The sequence below is a fragment of the Pseudorhodoferax sp. Leaf265 genome (genome assembly GCF_001422365.1).
Lineage (GTDB): Bacteria > Pseudomonadota > Gammaproteobacteria > Burkholderiales > Burkholderiaceae_C > Pseudorhodoferax.
The window spans coordinates 346,757-371,324 of record NZ_LMMT01000012.1; the positions used below are offsets into that span (position 1 = coordinate 346,757).

The 24,568-nt window shown below is 69.2% G+C and carries 23 protein-coding genes and 1 pseudogene; 7 read left to right on the forward strand and 17 right to left on the reverse strand.

The window, feature by feature from the left end; all coding sequences use genetic code 11:
• Positions 1-289 precede the first annotated feature (289 nt).
• The 5 genes and pseudogenes from ASF45_RS13485 to ASF45_RS13505 all read left to right on the forward strand — a co-directional run bounded on the left by ASF45_RS13485 (position 290) and on the right by ASF45_RS13505 (position 4,035).
• Positions 290-1,145 (forward strand): annotated as a pseudogene (locus ASF45_RS13485) (amino acid ABC transporter substrate-binding protein).
• A gap of 92 nt (positions 1,146-1,237) precedes the next feature.
• Positions 1,238-1,963, forward strand: coding sequence for an amino acid ABC transporter permease (locus ASF45_RS13490; RefSeq protein ID WP_056662836.1), 726 nt, complete (start codon positions 1,238-1,240; stop codon positions 1,961-1,963).
• A 1-nt stretch (position 1,964) separates the two neighbouring features.
• On the forward strand, positions 1,965-2,630 hold the full coding sequence (locus ASF45_RS13495) for an amino acid ABC transporter permease (RefSeq protein ID WP_056662839.1): 666 nt from the start codon (positions 1,965-1,967) through the stop codon (positions 2,628-2,630).
• Between the two features lie 39 nt (positions 2,631-2,669).
• Positions 2,670-3,407 (forward strand): amino acid ABC transporter ATP-binding protein, encoded by a 738-nt coding sequence (locus ASF45_RS13500; RefSeq protein ID WP_056662844.1) that lies wholly within the window; start codon positions 2,670-2,672, stop codon positions 3,405-3,407.
• 214 nt (positions 3,408-3,621) lie between these two features.
• Entirely contained in the window at positions 3,622-4,035 is a 414-nt protein-coding gene (locus tag ASF45_RS13505; RefSeq protein ID WP_056662846.1) for a GreA/GreB family elongation factor, read from the forward strand.
• 58 nt (positions 4,036-4,093) lie between these two features.
• On the opposite strand, the gene ASF45_RS13510 is transcribed toward ASF45_RS13505, so the two are convergent.
• The 3 genes from ASF45_RS13510 to ASF45_RS13520 are packed head-to-tail and all read right to left on the reverse strand — an operon-like array spanning position 4,094 to position 6,970.
• Positions 4,094-5,128 carry a DctP family TRAP transporter solute-binding subunit gene (locus tag ASF45_RS13510; RefSeq protein WP_056662849.1) on the reverse strand — a complete coding sequence of 345 codons (1,035 nt, stop codon included), beginning with the start codon at positions 5,126-5,128 and terminating at the stop codon, positions 4,094-4,096.
• A 25-nt stretch (positions 5,129-5,153) separates the two neighbouring features.
• The gene (locus ASF45_RS13515) at positions 5,154-6,452 is read right to left on the reverse strand and encodes a TRAP transporter large permease (RefSeq protein ID WP_056662852.1); all 1,299 of its coding nucleotides are present in this window, start codon (positions 6,450-6,452) and stop codon (positions 5,154-5,156) included.
• A complete protein-coding gene (locus ASF45_RS13520; protein ID WP_056663321.1) occupies positions 6,449-6,970 on the reverse strand; it encodes a TRAP transporter small permease in 522 nt (173 codons plus the stop codon). Before ASF45_RS13520 ends, ASF45_RS13515 begins: the two co-directional genes overlap by 4 nt.
• A 116-nt stretch (positions 6,971-7,086) precedes the next feature.
• Here ASF45_RS13520 and ASF45_RS13525 point away from each other — a divergent pair, with 116 nt between their 5' ends.
• Positions 7,087-7,587: an ureidoglycolate lyase gene (locus ASF45_RS13525; RefSeq protein ID WP_056662855.1), complete on the forward strand. Its 501-nt coding sequence runs from the start codon at positions 7,087-7,089 to the stop codon at positions 7,585-7,587.
• Here ASF45_RS13525 and ASF45_RS13530 read toward each other — a convergent pair.
• From ASF45_RS13530 to ASF45_RS13540, 3 genes are read right to left on the reverse strand one after another with little or no spacing between them, the layout of a single operon-like run.
• Positions 7,574-8,557: a tripartite tricarboxylate transporter substrate binding protein gene (locus tag ASF45_RS13530; protein WP_056662856.1), complete on the reverse strand. Its 984-nt coding sequence runs from the start codon at positions 8,555-8,557 to the stop codon at positions 7,574-7,576. The two genes, ASF45_RS13525 and ASF45_RS13530, sit on opposite strands and share 14 nt — an antisense overlap.
• Positions 8,558-8,586: 29 nt before the next feature.
• Positions 8,587-9,066 carry a MaoC family dehydratase gene (locus ASF45_RS13535; RefSeq protein ID WP_056662859.1) on the reverse strand — a complete coding sequence of 160 codons (480 nt, stop codon included), beginning with the start codon at positions 9,064-9,066 and terminating at the stop codon, positions 8,587-8,589.
• Entirely contained in the window at positions 9,063-10,265 is a 1,203-nt protein-coding gene (locus ASF45_RS13540; RefSeq protein WP_056662862.1) for a CaiB/BaiF CoA-transferase family protein, read from the reverse strand. Before ASF45_RS13540 ends, ASF45_RS13535 begins: the two co-directional genes overlap by 4 nt.
• Positions 10,266-10,363: 98 nt before the next feature.
• Here ASF45_RS13540 and ASF45_RS13545 point away from each other — a divergent pair, with 98 nt between their 5' ends.
• Positions 10,364-11,257, forward strand: a complete 894-nt coding sequence (locus ASF45_RS13545; protein WP_056662865.1) for a LysR family transcriptional regulator — start codon at positions 10,364-10,366, stop codon at positions 11,255-11,257.
• Positions 11,258-11,273: 16 nt separating this feature from the next.
• On the opposite strand, the gene ASF45_RS13550 is transcribed toward ASF45_RS13545, so the two are convergent.
• From ASF45_RS13550 to ASF45_RS13600, 11 genes are all read right to left on the reverse strand, one after another.
• Complete coding sequence (locus ASF45_RS13550) at positions 11,274-12,839, reverse strand: PepSY domain-containing protein (protein ID WP_235580905.1); 1,566 nt, start codon at positions 12,837-12,839, stop codon at positions 11,274-11,276.
• Complete coding sequence (locus ASF45_RS13555) at positions 12,836-13,114, reverse strand: hypothetical protein (protein ID WP_056662867.1); 279 nt, start codon at positions 13,112-13,114, stop codon at positions 12,836-12,838. Before ASF45_RS13555 ends, ASF45_RS13550 begins: the two co-directional genes overlap by 4 nt.
• A 4-nt stretch (positions 13,115-13,118) precedes the next feature.
• On the reverse strand, positions 13,119-15,485 hold the full coding sequence (locus ASF45_RS13560) for a TonB-dependent receptor (RefSeq protein ID WP_056662870.1): 2,367 nt from the start codon (positions 15,483-15,485) through the stop codon (positions 13,119-13,121).
• Between the two features lie 135 nt (positions 15,486-15,620).
• Positions 15,621-16,733: a FecR family protein gene (locus tag ASF45_RS13565; protein WP_082550992.1), complete on the reverse strand. Its 1,113-nt coding sequence runs from the start codon at positions 16,731-16,733 to the stop codon at positions 15,621-15,623.
• Between the two features lie 93 nt (positions 16,734-16,826).
• The gene (locus tag ASF45_RS13570) at positions 16,827-17,333 is read right to left on the reverse strand and encodes a sigma-70 family RNA polymerase sigma factor (RefSeq protein ID WP_056662873.1); all 507 of its coding nucleotides are present in this window, start codon (positions 17,331-17,333) and stop codon (positions 16,827-16,829) included.
• A gap of 136 nt (positions 17,334-17,469) precedes the next feature.
• A complete protein-coding gene (locus tag ASF45_RS13575; RefSeq protein ID WP_056662878.1) occupies positions 17,470-18,651 on the reverse strand; it encodes an amidase in 1,182 nt (393 codons plus the stop codon).
• Positions 18,652-18,673: 22 nt separating this feature from the next.
• Positions 18,674-19,684: an ABC transporter ATP-binding protein gene (locus tag ASF45_RS13580; protein WP_056662880.1), complete on the reverse strand. Its 1,011-nt coding sequence runs from the start codon at positions 19,682-19,684 to the stop codon at positions 18,674-18,676.
• Positions 19,681-20,739, reverse strand: coding sequence for an ABC transporter ATP-binding protein (locus ASF45_RS13585; protein WP_369802137.1), 1,059 nt, complete (start codon positions 20,737-20,739; stop codon positions 19,681-19,683). Before ASF45_RS13585 ends, ASF45_RS13580 begins: the two co-directional genes overlap by 4 nt.
• Before the next feature lie 5 nt (positions 20,740-20,744).
• Positions 20,745-21,641, reverse strand: coding sequence for an ABC transporter permease (locus ASF45_RS13590; protein ID WP_056662883.1), 897 nt, complete (start codon positions 21,639-21,641; stop codon positions 20,745-20,747).
• Positions 21,642-21,655: 14 nt separating this feature from the next.
• Positions 21,656-22,609, reverse strand: coding sequence for an ABC transporter permease (locus tag ASF45_RS13595; protein WP_056663333.1), 954 nt, complete (start codon positions 22,607-22,609; stop codon positions 21,656-21,658).
• A gap of 190 nt (positions 22,610-22,799) precedes the next feature.
• A complete protein-coding gene (locus ASF45_RS13600) occupies positions 22,800-24,464 on the reverse strand; it encodes an ABC transporter substrate-binding protein (RefSeq protein ID WP_056662885.1) in 1,665 nt (554 codons plus the stop codon).
• Between the last annotated feature and the right edge of the window lie 104 nt (positions 24,465-24,568).

A 24,568-nucleotide genomic window follows, 5' to 3' on the forward strand; every position in this document is an offset into this window, starting at 1 on the left:
CTGTCCGCATTCAATCGGCATTGGCTTGAATACCGCCGGGGACCTTACAGTCCGCGGCGCCCGGTGTGGGCAGTAAAGACTGGCACGCAAGCTGCTTGTGCTCCTGCCCATGCAGCGACCAAGACCTTTTCCTTCGATGGCAGCGGCAACGCGACCGCAATGAGAGACAAACAATTGCCACAGTTCTCACGGTTCTTTCGTGTTGTCGAGACGCATGCGGGTATCTCCGCTGACGCCGATATCCTGGTTTAAGGTCTTATTTCCCTTCCGTTTTCTTAGGAGAGATTGAATGAAGAAGCACATCCTCGCTATCGTGTGCACGGCACTGGCCGCGGGCGGCGCTTTCGCGCAAAGCAACGACACGCTGGCGAAGATCAAGGCCAGCGGCAGCATCAGCCTCGGCGTGCGCGACTCGTCTGCCCTGTCCTATACGCTGGGCAATGGCAAGTACGTCGGTTTCCACACCGAAATGGGCGAACGCATCGTTGCCGACCTCTCCAAGGCGGCCGGCAAGGAACTGAAGATCCAGTACACGCCCGTGACCTCGCAGAACCGCATCCCGCTGGTGCAGAACGGCACGGTCGATCTGGAGTGCGGCTCCACCACCAACAACGCCACGCGCGCCAAGGATGTGTCCTTCGCCGTGACGACCTACGTGGAGGAAGTGCGCATCCTGACCAAGGCCAACTCGGGCATCAACGGCATCGCCGACCTCAAGGGCAAGACGGTGGCCACCACCACCGGCACCACCTCGGTGCAGACCCTGCGCAAGAACAAGCGCGCCGAAGGCATCGACTTCAAGGAAGTGATGGGCAAGGACCACGCCGACAGCTTCCTGCTGCTCGAGTCCGGCCGTGCCGATGCCTTCGTGATGGATGGCTCCATCCTGGCCGCCAATGCCTCCAAGTCGCGCAACGCGGCCGATTACAAGATGGTCGGTGAAGTGCTGTCGGTCGAACCCATCGCCTGCATGCTGCGCAAGGACGACCCGGCCTTCAAGAAGGCCGTGGACGACAGCATCAAGCGCCAGATCGCAGACGGTTCGCTGGCCAAGCTGTACGACAAGCCTGCCGATGTCCGAGGCCACCAAGCAAGCCTGGGCCAGCCCGAACGACAAGCCCATGGAAGATTACGCAGCCAAGTAATCCGCACTGGGTGACGCACTGAACGCCCGCCGATTCGAGCGGGCGTTTTTTGTGCCGGAACCGAATTCAAAGACGACAAAGAGGAGTTCCCGATGGGAAATTGGGATTGGCAGGTCTACCTGCAGGATCCGGGCGGCAAGGACCCGACCTACTTGCAATGGATGCTCTCGGCCTGGGGCTGGACGATCTCGGTCGCCTTGTCGGCGCTGCTGGTGGCGCTGGTCGTGGGCTCGCTGATCGGCATCCTGCGTACGCTGCCCAACAGCCCTGGCTGGGTGCGTTTCGGCAACGCCTGGGTGGAACTCTTCCGCAACATCCCGCTGCTGGTGCAGATCTTCCTGTGGTACCACGTGGTGCCCGCCATCTTCACGGCCGCGCGCGACGTGCCGCCCTTCGTGCTGGTGGTGCTGGCGCTGGGCTTCTTCACTTCTGCGCGGATCGCCGAGCAACTGCGCGCAGGCATCCAGGCCCTGCCACGCGGCCAGCGCTACGCCGGCATGGCCGTCGGGTTCACGACCTGGCAGTACTACCGCTATGTGATCCTGCCCATGGCCTACCGCATGATCCTGCCGCCGCTGACCAGCGAGTCCATGAACATCTTCAAGAACTCCTCGGTCGCGTTCGCGGTGTCGATCGCCGAGCTGACCCAGTTCGCCATGCAGGCCGGTGAGGAAACCGCCCGCCCGATCGAGATGTACCTGGGCGTGACGGTGCTCTACATCATCTCGGCCATGGTCATCAACCGCATCATGGCCTTCATCGAGAGGCGTGCACGCGTGCCGGGCTTCGTCGCGGCCGGCGGCACGGGAGGCCACTGACATGAATCTCGACTTCGGCTTCTACAACTGGAGCGTCATCACCGACTTCGTGCTGAAGGGCTTCTACTTCAGCGTGTTCCTGACGGTCGTGGCGACGCTGGGCGGCATCTTCTTCGGCACGCTGCTGGCGCTGATGCGCCTGTCGGGCAAGAAATGGCTGGACACCCCGGCCGCCATCTACGTCAACGGCATGCGCAGCATCCCGTTGGTGATGGTGATCCTGTGGTTCTTCCTGATCGTGCCCTTCATCATCGGGCGGCCCATCGGCGCCGAGATGTCGGCCATCATCACCTTCATCGCGTTCGAAGCGGCGTACTTCTCGGAGATCATGCGCGCCGGCATCCAGTCCATTCCGCGTGGCCAGGTCTTCGCGGGCATGGCGGTGGGCATGAGCTACAAGCAGAACATGACGCTGGTGATCCTGCCGCAGGCCTTCCGCAACATGCTGCCGGTGCTGCTGACGCAGACCATCATCCTGTTCCAGGACACCTCGCTGGTCTACGCCATCGGCGCCTACGACATGCTCAAGGGCTTCGAGACGGCCGGCAAGAATTTCGGCCGCCCGATCGAGTCCTACCTGCTCGCTGCGGTTGTCTACTTCGTGCTGTGCTATGCGCTGTCCTGGCTGGTCAAGCGCCTGCACAAGAAAATCGCCATCATCCGTTGAACAAGCACCCGTCTGGAAAGAAATCAAATGGCTGAACAAATGATCCAAATCAAGGACGTGTCCAAGTGGTACGGCCCGGTGCAGGTGCTGAACAACTGCAACGTCAGCATCAACAAGGGCGACGTGGTCGTGGTCTGCGGCCCCTCGGGCTCGGGCAAGTCCACGCTGATCAAGACCGTCAACGCGCTGGAGCCGATCCAGAAGGGCGAGATCATCGTCAACGGCGTCAAGGTCAGCGATCCCAAGACCGACCTGCCCAAGCTGCGTTCCAAGGTCGGCATGGTGTTCCAGCACTTCGAGCTGTTCCCGCACCTGTCGGTGACCGAGAACCTCACGATCGCGCAGATCAAGGTGCTGGGCCGCAGCGCCGACGAGGCCAAGACGCGTGGCCTCAAGATGCTGGACCGCGTGGGCCTCATGGCGCACAAGGACAAGTTCCCGGGCCAGTTGTCGGGCGGCCAGCAGCAGCGCGTGGCGATCGCGCGCGCGCTGTCGATGGACCCCATCGTGATGCTGTTCGACGAACCCACCTCGGCGCTGGACCCCGAAATGGTTGGCGAGGTCCTGGACGTGATGGTCAGCCTGGCCAAGGAAGGCATGACCATGATGTGCGTGACGCACGAGATGGGCTTTGCCCGCAAGGTGGCCAGCCGCGTGATCTTCATCGACGTGGGTGGCCGCATCCTGGAAGACTGCTCCAAGGAAGACTTCTTCGGCAACCCCGAGGCCCGCCAGCCGCGGACCAAGGACTTCCTGAACAAGATCCTGCAGCACTGAGCACGCCATGCTGGCCGCACTGCACTCCCTGTACCGCTGCTGTGCAGCGCGTACGGGCGCGCGCGCGCGCCAGGAACCGGCCGCCCGCCCCCTGGTGGTGGGCCGAAAGCCCACCGCACCCTCCTGAGCCCGGCGAACTTCTTCCTCTTCTTCTTCGCCACATCGGATCGCCGGGCTCGCACCCGGCGTTTCTTTTTTGCGACAGGAGTGTGCAATGAATGTTCCGACCCCCACCGCCACGATCCGAACCCTGAACGAGCTCGACCATGTGCGCATCGCCAAGCTCGTCGATGCTGGCAACCCCGCCCATGCCCATGTGCAGGCCCTGCTCGACAACGCCGACCTGGTCGCGCCATCCGACATGGCGCCCGACGTGGTGACCATGCGCTCGCGCGTGCGTGTGGCCGACGAGGCCGGCGCGCCGTCGCGCGAGTTGACGCTGGCCTACCCGTCCGAGGCCGATGCCGCGCAAGGCCTGGTCTCGGTGCTCTCGCCGATCGGCACGGCGCTGCTGGGCGCCAGGGTGGGGGAAGTCGCGGGCTGGACACTGCCCGACGGGCGGGCCGCGGCGCTGCGGGTGGACGCCCTGCTGTTCCAACCCGAGGCCAGCGGCGAATACCTGCGCTGAAAGCGCGCAGGGTGGCGGCAGGCTCTGCGTCGGAGCACTGCCGCCAACGGGCGGCGGACTACTTGGGCCGCGCCGCGATGGCCTTCTCGGCCTTGTCGACGAGGCCGCTGCCGATCTGCGCCTTCCACTTGGTGTAGACCGGCCGTGTGGCCTTGACGAAGGCGTCGCGCTCGGCGGCACTCAGCTGGGTCACCGTCACGCCGAAGCCGGCGATGTCCTTGAGCAGCGGCTTGTCGGCCTCGACCAGGCCCTTGCGGGCCAGCACGACCTCTTCCTTGCCCGCGTCCAGCGCGGCCTTGCGCACGATCTCGCGGTCGGCCGGCGTCCAGGATTCCCAGATCTCCTTGTTGACCACGAACACCAGCGGGTCCGCCATGTAGCCCCAGGTGGTCACGAACTTCTGGCCCATGTTGTGCAGCTTGAGCACGGGGAACATGAACAGCGGATTCTCCTGCCCGTCCACGGCGCCGCTGGCCAGTGCAGGCTGGGCGTCGGCCCAGCTCATCTGCGTGGGATTGGCACCCAGCGCCGTGAAGGTGTCGGCGAACAGCGGCGAGCCGACCACGCGCAGCTTCATGCCCTTGAGGTCTTCCGGCGACTTGATCGGCCGCTTGGAATTGGTGATCTCGCGGTAGCCGTTCTCGCCCCAGGCCAGCGGCACCACGCCAGCCTTCTCGAGCCGCGCGAACAGATCCTTGCCGACCTCGCCCTGCGTGAGCGCGTCCACGGCCGCGTAGTCGGGCATCAGGAAGGGCAGCGAGAACAGGTTCAGCTCCTTGACCTGCGGCGACCAGTTGATCGTGGAGCCCACGGCCATGTCGATCACGCCCTGGCGCAGCGCGCTGAACTCGCGCGTCTGATCGCCCTGGATCAGCGAGACGCCGGGGTACAGCTTGATGTTGATGCGGCCCTGGGTGCGCTCCTTGACCATGTCGGCCCAGATCTTGCCGGCCATGCCCCAGGGCGTCGGCGGGCCCAGCACCAGCGAGAGCTTGTACTCGGCCTTGTAGTTCTGCGCAGTGGCCGGCACCGAGAAGCTGCCGAAGGCGGTGGCGACGGCGGCCAGCGCGAGCAGGGAGCGGCGGAATTTCATGGGCACTTTCCTTTCGTTGGGAACATCAATAGCCGAGCTTGGCCGGCAGCCACAGCGCGAGTTGCGGCCAGGCGATCACCGCCACCATGACCAGGAACATCGCGAACAGCATCCAGCCGACCCAGCGCACGGTCTCTTCCATGCGCACCTTGGCGATGCGGCAGGACACCATCAGATTGACCGCCAGCGGCGGCGTGAACTGGCCCAGCGCGACCTTGAGCGTGAGGATCACGCCGAACCACACCGGGTCCCAGTGGTAGTGCTGCACGATGGGCCACAGCAGCGGCACGAAGATCAGGAAGATCGACACGCCGTCCAGGAACATGCCCACGGTGATCAGCAGCAGGATCAAGAGCGCCAGCACGCCGTACTCGCCCAGGCCCGAATTCACGATGGCCTGGGCCACCGGATCGATCACGCCCAGCGTGGACAGCGAGTAGGCGAAGATGCCCGCCAGCGACACCACGAGCAGGATCACGGCCGAGAGTTCGCCCGACTCGCGCAGGATGGGAAACAGGTCGCGCACGGTGATCGTGCGGTGCACCACCATGCCCACGAACAGGCCGTAGAACACGGCCACCACGGCCGCTTCGGTCGGCGTGAACCAGCCCATGCGCATGCCGCCCAGGATCAACACCGGTGCGGCCAGGCCCCAGACGGCCTCGCGCAAGCTCTGCCAGAAGGCCGGACGCGGCAGGCTGGATTCGAGCTGGCCCATGTTGTGCCGGCGTGCCATCCAGACCGCCGGCACGATCAGCGCAATGCCGGCCAGCAGGCCCGGGATCATGCCGGCCGCGAACAGCGCCGGCACCGAGGCGCCCGGCACCAGCACCGAGTACACGATGAAGGCCACCGAGGGCGGGATCAGGATGTCGGTGGCTGCCGCGGCACCGACCACGCTGGCCGAGTAGGCGGCCGGATAGCCCGCCCGCGACATGGCCGCGATCATCACCGCGCCCACGGCCGCCGCATTGGCCGGCCCCGAGCCCGAGATGCCGCCCAGGAACATGGCCACCACGATGGCCACCAGCGGCAGCATGCCGGGACCGCGGCCGACCATGGCGATGGCGAAGTTGACCAGCCGCAACGCCACGCCCGAGCGGTCGAAGATCGAGCCGACCAGCACGAACATCGGGATCGCGAGCAGCGGGTACTTGCCCAGGCCGGCGTAGAAGTTCTGCGGCACGGCCAAGAGGCCGAACCATTGCGCGTCGGCATTGGCCAGTGCGATGCAGGCCGCACCGGCCAGGCCCAGGGCGGCGCCGATGGGCACGCCCGCGAGCATCATGAGCACGAAGCCCGTGAACAGCAGGGTGGCGATCATGGCTTGTCGGTCCGGCCGCGGCGGATGAACAGGCCGACGGCGCGCAGCCCGATCGCCGTGCAGACGATGGGCAACCAGACCGAGTACCACCACTGCGGCACGCCGATGCCGGGCGAGGTTTCCTCGAAGCGGAAATCGTCCCAGACCACGCGCAGCGACAGCGCGGCGATCAGGAAGAACAGCAGCGCCACCATGAGCGCGCCGAACTGCGCCAGGCGCTTGCGGCGTGCCATCGAGCCGGCCTCGCTGAAGTACTCGATGCGGATGTGCCGGTCGCGCGCCACGGCGGCCGAGCCGGCCACCATGGCCAGGAGGATCATGAGGAAGACCGAAAACTCCTCGGTCCAGGCGAAGGAACTGTCGGTGAAGTAGCGCACCAGCACGTTGGCGAAGGTGATCAGTGCCAGCGCGGCCATGATCAGCACGGTCAGCCAATCCTCGATCTTCAGGGGGACGCGGGTCGGTTCGTCGGCAGGGGATTGACCATCGGGCAGGCCCGGGTCGTTCTCAGGAGGCATGGCGGCGAAGAAGGTCGAAAAACAAAAGCCGCCGGCCACGAGGCCCGGCGGCATGGGCGCGGATCATAGCTGCGCGTGTTGCACCGCCGCACGGGGACTTTCCTTAGGATCGGCGCATGCACAACACCCTGTCCGTCCAGCCGCTGACCGCGGCCGCCTTCGCCCCCTTCGGCACCGTCATCGCCGTGCCGGCCGGCGCCCCCGGCCGTCCCATCAATGGCGGCACCTCGCAACGCTTCGACCTGTTGGCCGACATGGCGCTGTCGGCCGAGGGCGGGCGCCCCATGCTGGCGCTGTTCCGCGCGCAGGCGCGCCGCTTTCCGCATGCCGTGGACGAGCTCGAGCGCCACGCGCTGGGCAGCCAGACCTTCGTGCCGCTGGGGCAGCGGCGCTTCGTGCTGGTCGTGGCGCCGGCGGCACCCGAACCCGACCTGGGCGCGCTGGCGGCCTTCATGACCGATGGCGCGCAGGGCGTGGTGCTCGCGCCGGGCACCTGGCACCACGCGCTGCTGGCCGTGGACGCGGGCGACTTCGTGGTCGTCGAGCGCGCGGCGCAGGCCGTGGACTGCGACGTGGTGCGCTGGGAGCGCAGCGTGTCGGTGGTCATTCCAGCGTGACGCCCGTGGCCTTGACCACGCCGGCCCAGCGCTCCGTTTCCTTGCGCAGGTAGGCGCCGTACTCCTCGGGGCTGGAGCCCAGCGGTTCGGCGCCCTGCAGGGCCAGCTTCTCGCGCACGTCGGCGCTCCTGAGCGCCTTGGCCACCTCGGCGTTGAGCCGCTGCACCACGGCCGCCGGCGTGCCGGCCGGCACCATCAGGCCCTGCCAGGCGCCGGCCTCGAAGCCCGGCATCACGCTCTCGGCCAGCGTCGGCACCTCGGGGAACAGCGACATGCGCCTGGCCGTGGTCACGGCCAGCAGCTTGATGCGCTTGTCCTTCACGAAGGACATGACCGAGTTGATGGTGTCGGTCATGAACTGGATCTGCCCGGCCGCCAGGTCCACGTCCGCCGGTGCGCTGCCCTTGTAGGGCACGTGCGTGGCCACGATGCCCTGGGCGCGCACGAACTGGTAGGCCGCCAGGTGCGTCACGTTGCCGTTGCCGGCCGAGCCGTAGGACAGCTTGTCGGGGTTGGCCTTGGCATAGGCCACGAACTCGGCCACGGTGTTGGCCGGCACGCTGGGGTGCACGACCAGCGCCAGCGGCACCACGGCCGTGAGCGCCACGGGCGCCAGGTCGCGCTGCGCGTCGTAGGGCAGGCTCTTGTACAGCGAGGGGCTCAGCGTGATCGACGAGGTGTTGTAGAGCAGCGCGTAGCCGTCGGCCGCGGCCTTGGCGACCGCCACCGCGCCGATGTTGCCGTTGGCGCCGCCGCGGTTGTCGACCACGATGGGCTGGCCCATCTGCTCGGACAGCTTCTGCGCGAGCACGCGTGCCACCAGGTCGGTCGGCCCGCCGGGCGGGAACGGCACGACCATGGTGATGGGCTTGGCCGGGTAGGCGGCCTGGGCCTGGGCGGCGCCCCAGGGCGTCAGTGCGGCGGCGAGGGCCAGCGCGAGCGCCGCGCGGCGGGTGGATGGCAGGTTCACGGTGTCTCCTTCGATGGTGGTGCGTTGTCTCAGGGGCGGCCGGCCAACAGCCGCGTGGCGGTGTAGGTCATGACCAGCACGCCACGCTGGTTGAACACGTCGATCCGCGAGTCGACGACGGCGCGCCCGCTTTTGGACGTGGGTCGGATGCCGGTGACCTCGATCTGCGCCTCGATGGTGTCGCCCACGAGCACGGGCGCGAGGATCTTCTGGTGCAGCTCCAGCATCGCCAGGCCCGTGCCCTGGATCATGGTCTGCAGGATGAAGCCCTCGATCAGCGCATAGGTCAGCGCGCCCGGCACGGGCCGGCCGGCCATGGCCGCGCCCGCGTAGCCTTCCTCGATGAAGATGGCCTCCAGCATGCCGGTCACGCCGATGAAGTTCACGAGGTCGGCCTCGGTCACGGTGCGCGCAAAGGTGCGCAGGCGCTGGCCGACCGCGAGGTCCTGCCAGACGTAGCCCTGGCCGAGGCGGGGCAGGCTGCGGTCGATGGCGGCGGGGCTGTTCATGCGGTGTCTCCGGTGGGATGGCTGCGGGCGGCGCCCTGGTCGATCAGGGCCTGGATGTGCTGTGGCGCGAGGCCGGCGGCGGCCAGCTGCGCGCGCGTGTGCTGGCCCAGCCGCGGCGGCAAGGCCACCGGCTGGCGCTGCCCGTCGAAGCGCACGGGCGTGCCGGGAAAGCGGAGCAGGCCCATCGCGCTGTCGTCCACGGTCTCGAAAAAGCCCGTGGCGGCCAGGTGCGGGTCCTGTGGCAGCGCGTCCAGGCGTGCGACCGGCGCCGCCGGGATCTCCAGCCGTTCGCAGGCGGCAAGCCAGTGCGCGGTGCTCTCGCGCGCCACGTAGGCCCCGGCCAGCTCCAGCAACTCGGCGATGTGGCGCGTGCGGTTCGCGATGCCGACGAAGCGCGGATCGGCCGCGTGCTGCGGCGCGCCGACCTCGGTGAAGAAGCGCTGCCAGTGCAGATCGGTGTACGGCATCATGGCCACGTGCCCGTCCGCCGTGCGGTAGGGCCGGCGCCAGGGCGCCAGCACGCGCGGGTAGCCGGGGGCCGACAGCGGTGGCTCGAAGTGCTGGCCGTAGAAGTGCTCGACCAGGTTGAAGCCCACCATGGACTCGAACATCGGCACCTCCACATGCGCGCCTTCGCCCGTGCGTTCACGCTGCCACAGCGCGGCCAGGATGGCATGGGCCGCCACATGGGCGCAGGTCTTGTCGGCCGCGATGGTCGGCAGGTAGCGGGTGTCGCTGCCCTGGCGCGCCATGAGGTCGGCCAGGCCCGACATGCCCTGGACCACGTCGTCGTAGGCCGGGCGGCCCGCGTAGGGCCCGGGCAGGAAGCCGAGCAGGCTGGCATAGACCAGGCGCGGGAAGCGCGTGCGGAGCGTCCCGGGGTCCACGCCCAGCGCCGCAAGCTTCTGCGGCCGCATGCTGTGCATGAACACGTCGGCCGTGGCCAGCAGGGCCTGCAAGGCGTCCTGCGCGGCCGGCTGCTTGAGGTCCAGCACCACGCTCTGCTTGCTGCGGTTGGCACCCAGGAACATCGCGGCCATGCCGTCCTCGCGCGCGGGGCCCGTGTGGCGCGTGGAATCGCCCTCGGGCGGCTCGATCTTCACGACCTCGGCGCCATAGTCGGCCAGCAGCTGGCTGGCCAGCGGGCCGAAGATCACGCTGGACAGGTCCAGCACGCGCAGGCCCTTGAGCGGTGCCATCGTCTCGTCTCCATGGGCTTGAAAAGCGCGGATTGTTCGGTGGCTGCTGCATCGCGTCTAATATTTCTTTCTCCACCTGTGATAGCCCACCCGTATCAATGGACTCCCGACAACTGCGCCACTTCGTCGCCGTGGCCGAAACGCTGAACTACCACCGCGCCGCCGAGCAACTGCACATGTCGCAGCCGCCGCTGTCCGCCTCGATCCGCCGGCTGGAAGAGCAGCTCGGCGTGCAGCTGTTTGAGCGCACGCGCCGCGGCACGGCGCTGACGGCGGCCGGCACCGCCGCGCTGGAGGACGCGCGCCGCGCGCTGTTCCACACCGAGCAGTTCGGCCGCGTGGCCGCCGCCACCGCGCGCGGCGAGGCCGGCAGCCTGCGCATCGGCTTCGTGGGCTCGGCCACCTACGCGCTGATGCCGCAGGTCATGCCGGTGTTCCGTGCACGCTTTCCCGAGGTGCAGCTGGTGCTGGCCGAATCGACCACGCGCCGGTTGCTGGAGGATGTGCAGCAAGGCCAGTTGGACGCGGCGCTGCTGCGCTTTCCGCTGGTGCGTGCCCACGGTGCCCAGCTGTTGCCGATCGAGCGCGACCGCTTTGTCGCGGCCCTGCCGGTGACGCACCGCCTGGCCCGGCGGCGGCGCATCGCGCTGGAGGAACTGCGCGACGAACGCTTTGTCATCTTCGGCGCCGAAGCCGTGCCGGGCCTGCACGCCATGGCGCTGCTGGCTTGTCAGCGGGCTGGCTTCGTGCCCCGCGTGCAGCAGGAGGCCGTGCAGGTGCAGACCGTGGTCAGCCTCGTCGAGAGCGGGCTGGGCGTGGCACTGGTGCCCTCGGTGGCCGCGCGGCACGCCACGCGCAGCCTGGCGTTCCGGCCGCTGCATGGCCCGGGGGCGGACACCGAGATCGGCATCGCCCTGGCCTGGCGCGAGGAGCGCGAAACGCCGGCGGCGCGGCGTTTCCGCGAAACTTTGCAGGGGCTTGCGGCCGCTTGAAGCCTTGCCGACCGGGTCAACGCCCGGTGCAGCGGCGCCGGCGCGAGAGCCGCATGGCCACGCCGAGGAAGGCGAGGCCCAGGGCCAGCACCGTGAGGTCGAAGCCGGCGAGTGCCCAGTCGCCCTGCGGCAGCGAAACACCCAGGTGCCTCGGCGTCGTCAGCGCATTGAGCACGGGCAGCAGCGAAAACGCCCCTGCGGCCAGCCAGGACTGTTCCTGCCAACCCCTGGCGGCGGGGCGTAGCGCCGCATGCAGCAGCAGCGCCGCCCAGGCGATGAACAGCAGGTGCAACTCCCAGTCGCCACGCCGGGCCAGGTCGGTCGGCAGCAGGCGGTTGGCCCAGAAGCAGGCGGCGATGCCAACGGGCAATCCGACGATGGTGCCAACGTTCAGGCGCTCGACCAGGCGCAGGCCATGGTGCGCCCGCGCGCGTTCCTGCTCGACGCGTTGGCGGCGCTTCACCGTCCACAGCACCAGGCCTGTCGCGACCATCGCGGTGCCGAGCAGGCCGGCCACGAGGTACAGCGCGCGCAGCGCCGGGCCGGCGAACAGGCCTTCGTGCAAACCGAGCAGGAGATCGCGCAATCCCCTGGGGCCAGACGTCCACCGCGGGCGCGACGCCAGCAGCGCGCCGCTGGCGCCGTCGTAGGTGAACAGGTCCGCAGCGCGCAGCGGGCCGGCCGCGAAGTCGCCCACCACCGTGATGCGCGCGGCCGCGTCGCCGGGGTGGTCGAATTCCAGCAGCGTGACGGCCGCGCCCGCGAGCCGGGGACGCACGTCGGCAAGCAACCCGTCCAGCGCCACCATCGGGACGGGCCGGCCCGCAGCACCCGTGCGTGCCGGCGAAGGGAACACTTCTTCGAGGAAAGCCTGGCTGCCTTGCGCCCCAGGCCCGTACCAGCCGACGACGGCCAGCGGCATGAACGAGAACATCAGGAAGACCAGGCCCGAGTACGTGATCATGAGCTGGTAGGGCAGCGAGACGACGCTGGCGAGGTTGTGCGCGTCCAGCCACGATCGCTGGCCCCTGCCCGGGCGGAAGGTGAAGAAGTCCGAGAAGATGCGCCGGTGCACCACCACGCCGGTGACGATGGCCACGAGCATGCACATCGTCGCGATGCCGACGGTCCACTCCGCAGCCGTGATCGGCAGGTAGTGCAGCGCCCAATGCATCTGGTACAGCGCCTGGCCTCCGCCGGTCTGGCGCGCCGCGAACGCCGCGCCGGTGGTCGGGTCGAGGAAGGCCGCCCCGGCCGGGGCACCGGACCCCTGTGCGCCGCGCCAGGTGACGCGCAGGTAGGGCTCGTTGCGGTCGACCGGAACAGAGATGGTCCAGCGCCGCGCGCCAGGCGCGTGCGCGGCGAGGTAGGCGAGCCCTGTGCGGGCGGCATCTTCGGCGCGCAGGGGGACGCTGGCGGGCGGCAGTTCCGGCCGCATCCACCGGTCGATCTCGGTGTCCACATAGCCCAGCGTGCCGGTGACGAACATGAAGTACAGCAGCCAGCCGCACAGCAGGCCCATCCAGGTGTGGAGCCAGGCCATGGCCTGGCGCAAGGCCGGCTGCAGCAGCGCCTGGCTCACAGCACGACCCAGGCGGCTAGCGCAGACAAGGCCAGTGCGCCGGCGAGGCCGGCCCACGCCACGCCAGCACTGCGTGCGGCGAAGGCCCACACCACCGCGGCGGCGTAGACCACGAAGCCCGCGGTCATGGCTGCCAGCGCGGCGTCCACGCGCGCCATCGGCCACAGCGCGACAAAAGGAACCGGCAGCACGCTGGCCAGCAGGTAACCGCCCCCGGCCGCGGCCAGTGCGCGCGAAGCGACCCCCCAGGGGCCGCAGGCTGGCGCCTTGCCCACGGGTTCAGAAGTCGGCCGTCATCGACACCAGCAAGGTGCGCGGCGCGCCCACCGTCAGCCCTTCGCGTGCAGCGGACAGCCAGTAGTTCTTGTCGGCCACGTTCTCCACGGTCGCGCGCAGGGTGATCGGCACCGGGCCGGTCGAGAACCGGTAGCGCGCACCGAGGTCCAGGCGTGTCCACCCAGGCAGCCGCTGCGTGTTCGCGGTGTCGACGTACTGCGAACTGGTGCGCACGGCACGCGCCGTGAGGGTCAGGCCTTCGAGAAAGCCGGCGTCCCATTCGCCGGCGGCGTTGAGCTGCAGCTTCGGCGTCGCGGGGGCGGTGCGGCCGTCGTTCGCGCCGCCCTCGGTCTTGTCGAGCTTGCCGTCGGTGTACGCGGCGCCCGCGAGCACGCGGAGTCCGGCCATGGCCTGTCCCTGCGTGAGCAGCTCGACGCCGCGGTTGCGCTGCAGACCGTCCATGCCGAAGCGATTGGTGGCCGGGTTCAGGAAGCCGTTCGGGCGCTCGATCTGGAACACGCTCAGCGTCGTGACGAAGTTTCCAGTGTCGTACTTGGCGCCGACTTCGTGCTGCTTCGATTTGCCTGGCGGGAACGTCTCGCCGGCGTTGGAGGCACCCTCGGGCGCTGTCGGGCCCTGGCTCAGGCCTTCGATGTAGTTGCCGTAGAAGGACAGCGCCGGGCTGGCTTTGAAGAGGACCGTGGCGACCGGCGTGACGGCGGATTCGTCGTAGCGTGGTGGGATGCTGGTGAACGAGACCGTCTCGACATTCTGTTTGCGCGCGCCCAACGTCACCTGCAAGCGGCCGCCGTCGAAGGAGACCGTGTCGACCAGCGCCGCGCTGCGCAGACGCGTTTCGCCGACCTTCGGGATCGGGCCGGCCAGCGCGATGTCGGGGCGAGGGTTCGGCGTCGGCTGGTAGATGTTCGAGCGGATCAACGCGCCCGTGGCGCGCAGCGTGCCCTGGTCGAGGCTGTAGGTGCTCAGGCCGAGCGCCGCTTCATGGCGGAGTGTGCCGGTGCTGAACTTGCCGCGGATGCCGGCCTCGGCCGTCGTCGTGTCGACGTACTCGTCCAGCCGCGTCGGGCGCGACACGATGTCGCCTTCGGTGCTCAGCAACAACGAGCTGGTCTGCAGGCTGCTGAAGTCATAGGTCTGCCGGCCCACGGCGCCGTAGACCTTGACATCGGAGGCCACGTCCACTTCCGCACGCACCAAGGCCGAGGTCTCCCTGGCCTTCCAGAAGGTCCATTCCTCGAGGAAGTTGCGCTTCGCGTCGGGCGCCGGGCCGATGGCGGTGCCGGACTCCGGCGGGAACAGCAGGCTGCTGCGCGCGCGCGTGGTGCGGTTCTGGTGGTTCAGGTCGGCCTCGACACGCACGCGTTCGCCCTGAAAATCCAGGCCCACCGTGAGCGCGTCGAGCTTTTCGCTGGCGTGGTCCACCGGCATGTCGCCCGAGCGGCGCAGCGCGTTCACGCGCACGCCGACCTGCTGGTCGGCGCCGAAGCGGCGGCCCAGGTCGAGGTGGGTGCCGACCTGGCCATCGCCGATGTACGAGAGCGTGACGCGGTTGAGCGGCACGGCGCCGGCACGCTTGGGCACGAGGTTGACGGCGCCGCCCACCGAGCCGGCCGGCGCCATGCCGTTGAGCAAGGCGTTCGGACCGCGCAGCACTTCCACGCGCTCCACGCCGATCAGCGAACTGGCGTTGCGGGGCGACAGGCCGTACAGGCCGTTGAAGGACACGTCGTAGTTGAACAGCGTGAAGCCGCGGATGTTGAACTCGTCGCGGCCGGCACCGCGTGCATAGGTGTTGCGCACCGAGGGGTCGTTCACCAGGATGTCGCCGATGTTCTGGGCCTGCTGGTCCTCGATCAACTGCGCGGTGTACTGCGTGACGCTGAACGGCGTGTCCATGGTGTCGCGGTTGCCGAGCAGGCCCGCGCGACCACCGCGTGCGGTCTGGCCACCCGCATACAGCGGTGGCGGGGTGGCCGCATCGGCGGCGGCCTTCACCTCCACGGTCGGCAGCGCCGTGCCGTTGGCGGCAGGGCGGACGATGGCCGATCCCTGCTCGATCACGCCGACGAGGCCGCTGCCGGCGAGCAGGCGGTCCAGGGCCGCGGCCGGCGTGAGCTGGCCGGAGACGGCCGGTGCGGTCTTGCCCGCCACGGGTGCGGCCGGGAAGCTCATCTGCAGCTTGGCCTGGCGCGCCAGTTCGTTCAGCGCCTGGGCCAGCGGCTGCGAGGCAATGGCGATGGCGACGGGGGCTGCTGCCTGCGCGCAAGCAGGAGGGGCGGTGGCCGCCAGGGCGGTGGCGACGGCTGCGGCCAGGGCCAGCGGGGCGAAGCGGAAACGCGCAGTGCGCATGGTGGAGATTCCTCGAACAGTGTTGGAATGCCGGGACCTGCGCGGTGCGCAGGCCCCTCTCACCGTGGAAGACGCACCGCCGGCCGCAATCCTCAGGTCGCGGCCGAATTTTTTTCAACGCATCTCGCGCAAGCCTCAGCGCGCCACGATTTCCGTGGCGTCACCCGCCGGGACCAGGCGCACCGGCAGGATCTGCGGCAGCGCACGCGAGAAGTGCTGGAACTGCCGCAGGTTGTAGCTTCCGCCCACCGGCAGCGCGGCGACGGCGGGGTCGCGCACCACCAGCCCTGTGCGGCCATAGCGCTCGAATTCGGCCAGTGCCTCGTGCAGCGGCGTGTGCTCGAAGCTGATGCGCCCGCTGCGCCAGGGGGCGATCGCGGCGCTGGCGATGGGTGTGGCAGGCCCCAGCCGGCCATCCTGGCCGGCGACGACCATGAGGCCGGCGCTCAGCTCGACAGGCGCCTGTGCGGCGACCGCGGCATGGCCGGGGTTGCCTGCCGTGATGGGCGACACCCGCACCTGGCCTTCCTCCACCGACACCACGGTCTTGCCCGCATCGACGCCCGAGGACGTGTGCCGCACCGAGAAGCGCGTGCCCACCACCGTGATGCGCAGCGGGCCGGCCAGCACATGGAAGGGCCGCGCGGGATCGGCGTGGATGCTGAACATGGCCTGGCCATCGGCCAGGTGGACTTCGCGGCGGTCGCGGTAGAGGCGCGCCTCCAGGTGGGTGGCGGTGTCCAGTTGCAGTGCGCTGGCGCCCGACGCGGCGTCGGGCAGTGCGACGGACCGCTGTTGCCCGCGCTCCGTGGCGAAGGCCTGCACGAAGGTCGGCTGGCGCTGCCACCGGTCCCAGCCCAGCCAGCCGCCGCCGACGGCCAGCGCCAGCACCGTGGCGATGGCGGCCTGCGGGAGCCCACGGCCCCAGCCGGTCCACCAGGGCATGACAGCGCGCAGGGACTGTCGCGGCGGCGGGGCAGCGAGGGCAGGCCGCGCCGGCAATGCCGCGCGCAGGGACGCAACCTCGTCCGGGGGCAACTGGCCCACCGCGCCGAAGGTTTCGTCCATGTCTGCCAGTGCGTCCGCGTGGCGCGGGTCGGCAGCGAGCCAGGCCTGCAGCTCCGCGTCGCCGCGGGCGTCCAGGCCGTTGCGGCGGCGTGCGGCCCAGGTGGCGGCCGCGACATCCAGCGGGTCCTGCTGCTGCGCGAAGGCGTCGAATGCGCGCGCGTCTGCGTCCTCATCGGTCATCGCGCGGTGATGGGGCGGGCAGGGGGCTGGCGAATTCAGGCGCATGGCAACTGGTGGGGCGGGCTGCGACTGTAGGCGCAGTCGTTGGGACGTTCACCCACCCCGCCGGCCTTGGTGCAGTTGGCGCGCGCACAGCTTGCACGCCACCATGGCGCGGACGATGTGCTTTTCCACCATGCTGGCGGAGATGCCCATGCGCTGGCCCACCTGCGCATGGCTGAGCCCGTCGAACACGTGCAGCACGAAGGCCTCGCGGCAACGTGGGGCCAAGGCCTCGATGGCGGCCACATAGGCGCGGACGACCTGCATCGCGGCCAGTGCCTCGTCGGGCTGCAGGTGCGCGGGGGCGCGAGGCTGCGCGTGCTCCGGCACCGTGTCCAGGTCTTCGTGCCGCCTGACGCTGGCGCGGCGGTGGCGGTCGATGAGCAGGTTGTGCGCCGTGCGGTAGAGCAGAGCCCGCACGTCGACGATGGACCGGCCTGCATGCTGCACCGCCAGAACGCGCACGTAGCTTTCCTGGGCCAGGTCTGCTGCGGCGTCGCGGTCGCTCACCTGGCGGGCAAGGAAGTTCAGCAGTTCGCGGTGGTATCGCTCCAGCAAGGCTCGGCCCGTGACGGTTGCCCATCCCAGCAGCTGATCGACTGGCGGCCGTGCCGTGGTGTAGATGGATAAGAATTGTTCTTATTATCGCCGAATCGCAGGCCGGCCAGGCAGGGCCGACTTCAGCGGGAGCCCTTCAGTCCGGCCCCATCTGCGCGGCCAGCGCGATCAGCGAGCGGTCCGAGCCGGCCGGCCCCAGCAGCGACAGCCCCAGCGGCGCGCCTTCGCGCTGCGCGAGCGGCAGCGAGATCTGCGGAAAACCCGACAGCCCGGCGATGCACAGCATCTGGATCGCGCGGTTGCGGTAGGTCTCCAGGCCTGCCTCGCCCTCGCTGCGCAGCGGTGCGATGTCGGGCATGGTGGGTATGACCAGCACGCCGTCCTGGCCGAGCAACGTGGCCAGCAGGCCGCGGAACTTCTCGCGGAAGGCGCGCGCGGCCTGCACCTGGGCGTCGGTCACGGCGCGCGACCAGGCGAAGCGCTCGGCCACGCCCGGGCCCAGCGGCGGCGCGAAGCGCTCGATCAGCGGCCCGTCGGTCAGCCAGGCCTCGCGCGCCTGGATGTAGCGGAAGTTCCAGTACATCGCGTCCCAGGATTCCAGCGCCACGCGGCAGTCGGTCGCGTGGCCGAAGGCCTGCTCCGCGCGTGCCACGGCGGCGGCCAGCGCGTCGGCCACGGGCGGCTCGACCAGCGACCAGACATCGTTGGGGCGCAGCAGCCGGACCTTGGTCGGCAGCGGTGCGGGGTCGTCACAGAGCAGCACGGCACCCACGCGCGCGAAGGTCTGCACGTCGCGCGCGAACCAGCCGCAGGTGTCCAGGCTGGGCGCGAGGTCCAGCGTCGCTTGCAGGCTGATGCGGCCGTGCGTGGGCCGGATGCCGTAGAGCTTGCAGTGGTTGGCCGGCGCGCGCACCGAGCCGCCCGTGTCGCTGCCCAGCGCAAAGTCGCACAGGTTCGACGACACGGCCGAGGCCGAGCCCGAGGACGAGCCGCCCGTGATGCGGTCCGGCGCCGCGCCGTTGATCGGCGCGCCGAAGTGCGCGTTGTTGCCGTTCATCGAGAAGGCCAGCTCGTCGGTCACGGTCTTGCCGACGAAGCGTGCGCCCGCGTCCAGCAACTGCTGCACCACGGGCGCGTTGCGCGTCTTGATGCCGGACATGGCCAGCACGAAGGGGCTGCCGCCGCCCGTGGGATAGCCCGCCACGTCGTAGAGGTCCTTGACCGCGAAGCTCAGGCCCGTCAACGGGCCGGTGGGCGCCGCCGGGACCGGCACGTCGGGGTAGGGAACGAAGGCGTGGGCGGGATCGTGCAAGGGCATCGTGGGAATCTCCAGGGTGGGTTCAACCGACCGCCACGGGCGCGAGCGCGGCCACGGCATCGGTGCGCAGGCAGCGGGCGCGGTGGCCCGGTGCGAGTGTGACGGGATCGGGGCGGGTCTGCAGGCAGGCCGCCTCGGCCAGGCTGCAGCGCGCCGCGAAAGCGCAGCCGGGCGGCAGCGCGGCCAGGTCGGGCGGCGCGCCGCCAATCGTTTCCAGCCGCGCGCCCTTGGCCAGCGCGCCATGCGCGCGGCTCTTGAGCAGGGCGACAGTGTAGGGATGGCGCGGCGCGCGGATCAGCTCGCGCGCCGTGCCTTCCTCGACGATGCGGCCGGCATACATCACGGCGATGCGGTCGGCCACCTCGACGGCCGCGCCGATGTCGTGCGTGACGAACAGCACCGACAGATTCAGGTCGCGCTGCAGCTCGCGCAGCAGCAGCAGGATCTGGATCTGCACCGTCGCATCCAGCGCAGTGGTGGGCTCGTCGGCCAGCAGCACCTGCGGCTTGCAGGCCAGCGCCAGCGCGATCATGGCGCGCTGGCGCATGCCGCCCGACATCTCGTGCGGGTAGGCCGCGAGGCGCCGCTCGGGGCTGGGGATGCGCACGCGCTCGAACAGCGCCAGCGCGCGGGCATGCGCTTCGGCCTTGGACACGTTCTCGTGCCGGCGGATCGACTCGACGATCTGCGCGCCCACGGGGTAGACCGGGTCCAGCGCCAGAAGCGGCTCCTGGAAGATCATGGAGACCATCTTGCCGCGGTAGTCGGCCAGTTCGCGCTCGGACATGGCCAGCACGTCGCGGCCGGCCACGCGCACCTCCCCGGTGACCTGGCTGCGCCGCGGCGGGGGCAGTCGCAGCAGCGTGCGCATGGTCACGCTCTTGCCCGAGCCGGACTCGCCGATCAGCGCGACGACCTCGCCCTGGCGCAGGTCCAGGCTCACGCCGTTGACGGCCTGTACGGGCTTGCGCCCGCCGGTGAAGGTGACGTGGAGGTCGCGCAGGCGGACGAAGGGTTCTGCGGTGGTGTTCATGGCAGGCTCGCGAGGGGGTGGCCGCTGCCACGTTGATGGATCAGGCAGGCGACCGACTGCTGCGCGCGCGCCACGCGCTGCGGCTCGGTGCGGTTGCACACGGCTGCAGCCTGCGGGCAGCGCGGATGAAACCGGCAGCCGCTCGGCGGATCGATCGGGTTGGGCGGATCGCCCGCCAGCGGCACTTCCATGGTGCGGTTGTCGGGATCCATGGACGGCATGGACGACAGCAGCGCGCGCGTGTAGGGGTGGGCCGGTTCGTCGAACAGCGCGTCCGAGGGGCCGACCTCGGCCACCTTGCCCAGGTACATCACCGTCACGCGGTCGCTGATGAAGCGCACCACGTTGAGGTCGTGGCTGATGAACACATAGGTCAGGCCGAACTCGGCCTTGAGGTCCATGAGCAGGTTCAGCACCTGGGCCTCGACCGATTTGTCCAGCGCCGAGACGGCCTCGTCCAGGATCACCATGCGCGGCTGCAAGGCCAGTGCACGCGCGATGTTCACGCGCTGGCGCTGGCCGCCGGAGAGCTCGTGCGGATAGCGCTCGGCGAAGCGGCCGGGCTCCAGGCCCACGCGGGCCAGCAGGTCGCGTGCGCGGGCCACGGATTCGCGCGTGGACACACCGTGCACCTGCGGGCCGAAAGCGATGGAGTCCTCGATGGTCAGGCGCGGGTTCAGCGAGGCGTAGCTGTCCTGGAACACCATTTGCACCTGGCGCCGGAACTCCTTGAGCGGCAGCTCGCGGCTGCCCACGGTGCGGCCGTCGAAGACCACCTCGCCCGCGCTGGGGTCGATCAGCTGCATGAGCAGCCGCGCCGTGGTCGACTTGCCGCAGCCGGACTCGCCGACCACGCCCAGCGTCTCGCCCTTCAGCACCTCGAAGTCCACGCCGTCCACGGCGCGCACCACCTTGCGCGGTGCGCCGGGCAGCGTGCCGCCCTTGAGCGCGAAGTGCTTGGTGAGGCCGCGGACCGTCAGCAGCGGCTGGGCCGGGCCGCCGATCTCGTCGGCATGCTCCAGCATCGCGGCGGCTGCTTGCAGTTCTGTCGTCATTGCGTTCACCCCTTGTTGTCCATGGCCGTGCGCAACCCGTCGGAGAGCAGGTTGAACGAGATCGAGGTGATGAAGATCATCACGCCCGGCAGCGCGGCGATCCAGGGCTGCACGTAGATGGCGGTGCGCAGCGTGTTGAGCATCAGGCCCCACTCGGGTTCCGGCGGCTTCACGCCCAGGCCCAGGAAGGACAGGCCCGAAGCCAGGATCATGGACACCGCGATCAGGCTGGTGGCGTACACGAAGATCGGCCCCAGCACATTGCCCAGCACGTGCACGCGCACGATGGTGAAGGCGCTGGCGCCCGAGGCGCGCGCCGCTTCCACGTAGTCGCGCCCGCGCACCTGCGTGGTCACGGCCTCGGCCACGCGCGCGATCTGCGGGATGAACACGATGGTCAGCGAGATCAGCGAGTTCAGGATGCCGGCCCCCAGCGCGCCCGACAGCGCGATGGCCAGCAGCACCGACGGGAAGGCGTAGAACACGTCGATGGTGCGCATGATCACGCTGTTGACGGCACCGCCCGCGTAGCCGGCCACGATGCCGATGACCGCGCCGAACACGAACGCGAACAGCACAGGTGTGATGCCGATGAACAGCGACAGCCGCGCACCCACGATCAGCCGCGACAGCATGTCGCGGCCCAGCTCGTCGCTGCCCAGCGGGTAGCCGCTGGTGGCTATGGGCTTGAGCCGGTTCAGCATCGAGGCCTGGTAGGGGTCGGCCGGCGCGAGCCAGGGGCCGAAGATGCCGATGGCGATCAGCAGCAGCACCACGCAGGCGGCGCCCACGGCCACCGGGTCGCGCCGAAAGCGCAGCCAGACCGAGGCCCAGTAGCCGCGCGAGCGTTGTGCCGGCAGCGGTTCGACGGCCGCGGCGGAGGGGGACAGGACTGCGGACATGGTTGTTCTCCGTTTCAGCCGCGGGCGATGCGCGGATCCAGCAGCGTCTGCACGATGTCCACGACGAGGTTCAGCACCACGAAGAACATGGCCAGCACCAGGATGGAGCCTTGCAGCAGCGGCAGGTCGCGCTGGAAGATGGCCGAGTTCAACAGGAAGCCGGTGCCGGGCCAGGAGAACACGGTCTCGATCAGGATCGATCCGCCCAGCAGGTAGCCCAGTTGCAGGCCCATGACCGCGAGTGCCGTGGGTGCCGTGTTCTTGACGATGTGGCAGAACACGCCGAAGTGCGTGAGCCCCTTGGCGCGCAGGCCCAGCACGAACTCCTGCTCCAGGATGTCGGCGACCAGCGCGCGCACCGTGCGCGCGATGATGCCCATGGGGATCACCGACATGGTGATGGCCGGCAGCACCAGGAACTGCAGCTGCTCCCAGTTCCAATTCCAGTCGCCCGAGCCGGTGGGCCCCGCGCCCGTGGCCGGCAGCCAGCCCAGGATGGACGAGAACACGATCACCATGACCATGCCCAGCCAGTAGTGCGGCACCGACACACCCAGCACCGAAATGACCGAGGCCACACGGTCGATCCACGAGCCGCGGAAGTAGCCGGCCACGAAGCCGAACAGGCAGCCGAAGACGAAGCCGATGGCGGTGGCGACCACGGCCAGGCGCAGCGTGTTGCCCACGGCCTTGATCACCTCGCCGGCGACCGGGCGGCTGGTGGCGATGGACGTGCCCAGATCGCCCTGCAGCGCGCGCCAGACCCAGCTGGCGAACTGCTCGGGCAGGCTGCGGTTGAAGCCGTAGAGCTCGCGCATCTGGGCCTGCAGGTCGGCCGAGGCGTCGGGCGGCAGGATGGAGACGAGCGGATCGCCTGGCGCGAGGTGCACCAGCGCGAAGCAGACCAGGGCCACGCCCAGCATGATGGGGATGGCATAGACGATGCGGCGCAGGATGTAGGCGAGCATGGGTGTGGCTGGCTTGAAGCTGGCGGTGGCGAGGTCCTGCTCTCGGATGCGTGTGCCGACCTGTGCGGCCGTGACAACGGGCGCGAGCCCCTGCGGGAACACCGCGGAACCGGCTTTGCCGGGCCGCTGGTGTTGCTCCGTGGAGGGAGGACTCGGCTACACGCAGTGAGCAAGAAGCGAGGGTGGGCTGTTACTCCATCGTCATCGTGGCGATGTCGATGAACCAGCTCTTGGGCTGCACCACGTTCTTGACCTTGGCCGACATGGCGCGCGGGCCCACGTCGTGCGCGATCCAGATGAACGCCGCGTCATCGACCAGGTGGGCATGCAGCTTGGCCAGCGCGGCGTCTCGGCCCTTGTCGTCGAAGGTGGTGCGCGCATCGGCGATCAGCTTGTCGACCTCGGCATTGCCGTAGTAGCCCCAGTTGTTGGAGACCGGCGGGAAGGTCTTGGTCGACGCGAAGCGCACCATGGCGAAGAACGGGTCCATGGCCGCGAAGCTCACGTTGATCGCGTTGGCGCCGTTGGCGGTCGCGTCCTTCACGCCGCGGCGCCAGTTGGTGAACAGCGTGTTCCACTCGATCACGTCGAACTGCACATCGAAGAAGCATTGCTTGAGCGATTGCTGCACGAACTCGTTCATGGGCAGCGGCTGCATCTGGCCCGAGCCCGAGGCCGAGATCTGCACCTTGACCTTGAGCGGCTTGGCCGCCGTGTGGCCAGCCTGCGCCATCAGCGCCTGGGCGGCCTTCACGTCGTACTTGATGTCGAACTTGGGGTTGCCCCACCAGGGGTGGCCGGGCGGCACCGTGCCTTTGGGCTCGGCCATCATGCCGCCCAGGAACTGCTTCAAGCCCGCACGGTCCACGCACAGGTTGGCGGCCTGGCGTACGCGCTTGTCCAGCCAGGGCGAGCCTTCGGCGAACGACAGCTGCCACGGCCACACATGCGGCTGGGCGTTGGAATAGATCTTGTAGCCGCGCTGCGTGATCTGCGGCATGGCGTCAGGCGAGGGGGCCTCGATCCAGTCGACCTGGTTGCCCAGCAGCGCGGCCGTGCGGGCGTTGGCCTCGGGCATGGGCAGCATCACGACCTTGTCGATCTTGGGCGTGCGCTTGGGGTCCCAATACGCCTTGTTGGCCGCCACTTCCAGGCGCTCGCGCGCGACGAAGCGCGTCATCTTGAACGGGCCGGTGCCCGAGGCGTCGGAGGCGAAGGCGGTCCAGGCCTGCTTGGCGCGCTCGGCCGGGTCGGCCACGCTGGCCGGCACGGCCTTGAGCTTGGCTTCCCAGTGCGCGGGCGAGGCCATGAACAAGTTGGTCAGGTTCAGCGGCAGGAAGGAGTCGGGCTCGCTGGTCGTCAGTTCCACCGTCAGGTCGTCGATCTTGCGGGCCGACACCAGCGTGGGCATGCGCGAGGCCGTCACACCGACCTGGCTGGCATCGAAGTGCGGGGCAGCCTTGTCGAGCACCTTGCGCACGTTCCAGACCACGCTGTCGGCGTTGAAGGCCGAGCCGTCATGGAACTTCACGCCGGGGCGCAGCTTGAACGTCCACTTGGTCCTGTCCTTGGCGTCCACGGCCCATTCGGTCGCCAGGCCCGGGATCAGCACGCTGGGGGCGTCGGCCTTGGACAGGTCCCAGTGCGTCAGCGCGTCGTACATGGGGATGCCGGTGAAGCGGTTGCCTTCGAAACCCTGGTCGGGCTGGCCCAGCGTGCGCGGGATGTCGGCCGCGGTCATGGCGATGCGCAGCGTCTTTTCCTGCGCGTGGGCGGTGCCGGACAGCGACAGCAGGCACAGCGCGGCGCCGGCGGCCACGGACTTCAGCGCAAAGGAAGGGGAGGCAAGGTTCACGTGGAATCTCCTGTGGGGGCAGTGGGTGAGCGAAAGACGGTCCGGATGTGGTTAGCAAGCGGTGTGCCAGGGACAGTGCTTGGTATCGATAATCGATTTACATG

Bases quoted from the DNA above. Each gene is read 5' to 3' on its own strand.
- ASF45_RS13490 (WP_056662836.1), top strand. From the start codon at position 1,238: ATGGGAAATTGGGATTGGCAGGTCTACCTGCAGGATCCGGGCGGCAAG.
- ASF45_RS13495 (WP_056662839.1), top strand. From the start codon at position 1,965: ATGAATCTCGACTTCGGCTTCTACAACTGGAGCGTCATCACCGACTTC.
- ASF45_RS13500 (WP_056662844.1), top strand. From the start codon at position 2,670: ATGATCCAAATCAAGGACGTGTCCAAGTGGTACGGCCCGGTGCAGGTG.
- ASF45_RS13505 (WP_056662846.1), top strand. From the start codon at position 3,622: ATGAATGTTCCGACCCCCACCGCCACGATCCGAACCCTGAACGAGCTC.
- ASF45_RS13510 (WP_056662849.1), bottom strand. From the start codon at position 5,128: ATGAAATTCCGCCGCTCCCTGCTCGCGCTGGCCGCCGTCGCCACCGCC.
- ASF45_RS13515 (WP_056662852.1), bottom strand. From the start codon at position 6,452: ATGATCGCCACCCTGCTGTTCACGGGCTTCGTGCTCATGATGCTCGCG.
- ASF45_RS13520 (WP_056663321.1), bottom strand. From the start codon at position 6,970: ATGCCTCCTGAGAACGACCCGGGCCTGCCCGATGGTCAATCCCCTGCC.
- ASF45_RS13525 (WP_056662855.1), top strand. From the start codon at position 7,087: ATGCACAACACCCTGTCCGTCCAGCCGCTGACCGCGGCCGCCTTCGCC.
- ASF45_RS13535 (WP_056662859.1), bottom strand. From the start codon at position 9,066: ATGAACAGCCCCGCCGCCATCGACCGCAGCCTGCCCCGCCTCGGCCAG.
- ASF45_RS13540 (WP_056662862.1), bottom strand. From the start codon at position 10,265: ATGGCACCGCTCAAGGGCCTGCGCGTGCTGGACCTGTCCAGCGTGATC.
- ASF45_RS13545 (WP_056662865.1), top strand. From the start codon at position 10,364: ATGGACTCCCGACAACTGCGCCACTTCGTCGCCGTGGCCGAAACGCTG.
- ASF45_RS13560 (WP_056662870.1), bottom strand. From the start codon at position 15,485: ATGCGCACTGCGCGTTTCCGCTTCGCCCCGCTGGCCCTGGCCGCAGCC.
- ASF45_RS13565 (WP_082550992.1), bottom strand. From the start codon at position 16,733: ATGACCGATGAGGACGCAGACGCGCGCGCATTCGACGCCTTCGCGCAG.
- ASF45_RS13575 (WP_056662878.1), bottom strand. From the start codon at position 18,651: ATGCCCTTGCACGATCCCGCCCACGCCTTCGTTCCCTACCCCGACGTG.
- ASF45_RS13580 (WP_056662880.1), bottom strand. From the start codon at position 19,684: ATGAACACCACCGCAGAACCCTTCGTCCGCCTGCGCGACCTCCACGTC.
- ASF45_RS13585 (WP_369802137.1), bottom strand. From the start codon at position 20,739: ATGACGACAGAACTGCAAGCAGCCGCCGCGATGCTGGAGCATGCCGAC.
- ASF45_RS13590 (WP_056662883.1), bottom strand. From the start codon at position 21,641: ATGTCCGCAGTCCTGTCCCCCTCCGCCGCGGCCGTCGAACCGCTGCCG.
- ASF45_RS13595 (WP_056663333.1), bottom strand. From the start codon at position 22,609: ATGCTCGCCTACATCCTGCGCCGCATCGTCTATGCCATCCCCATCATG.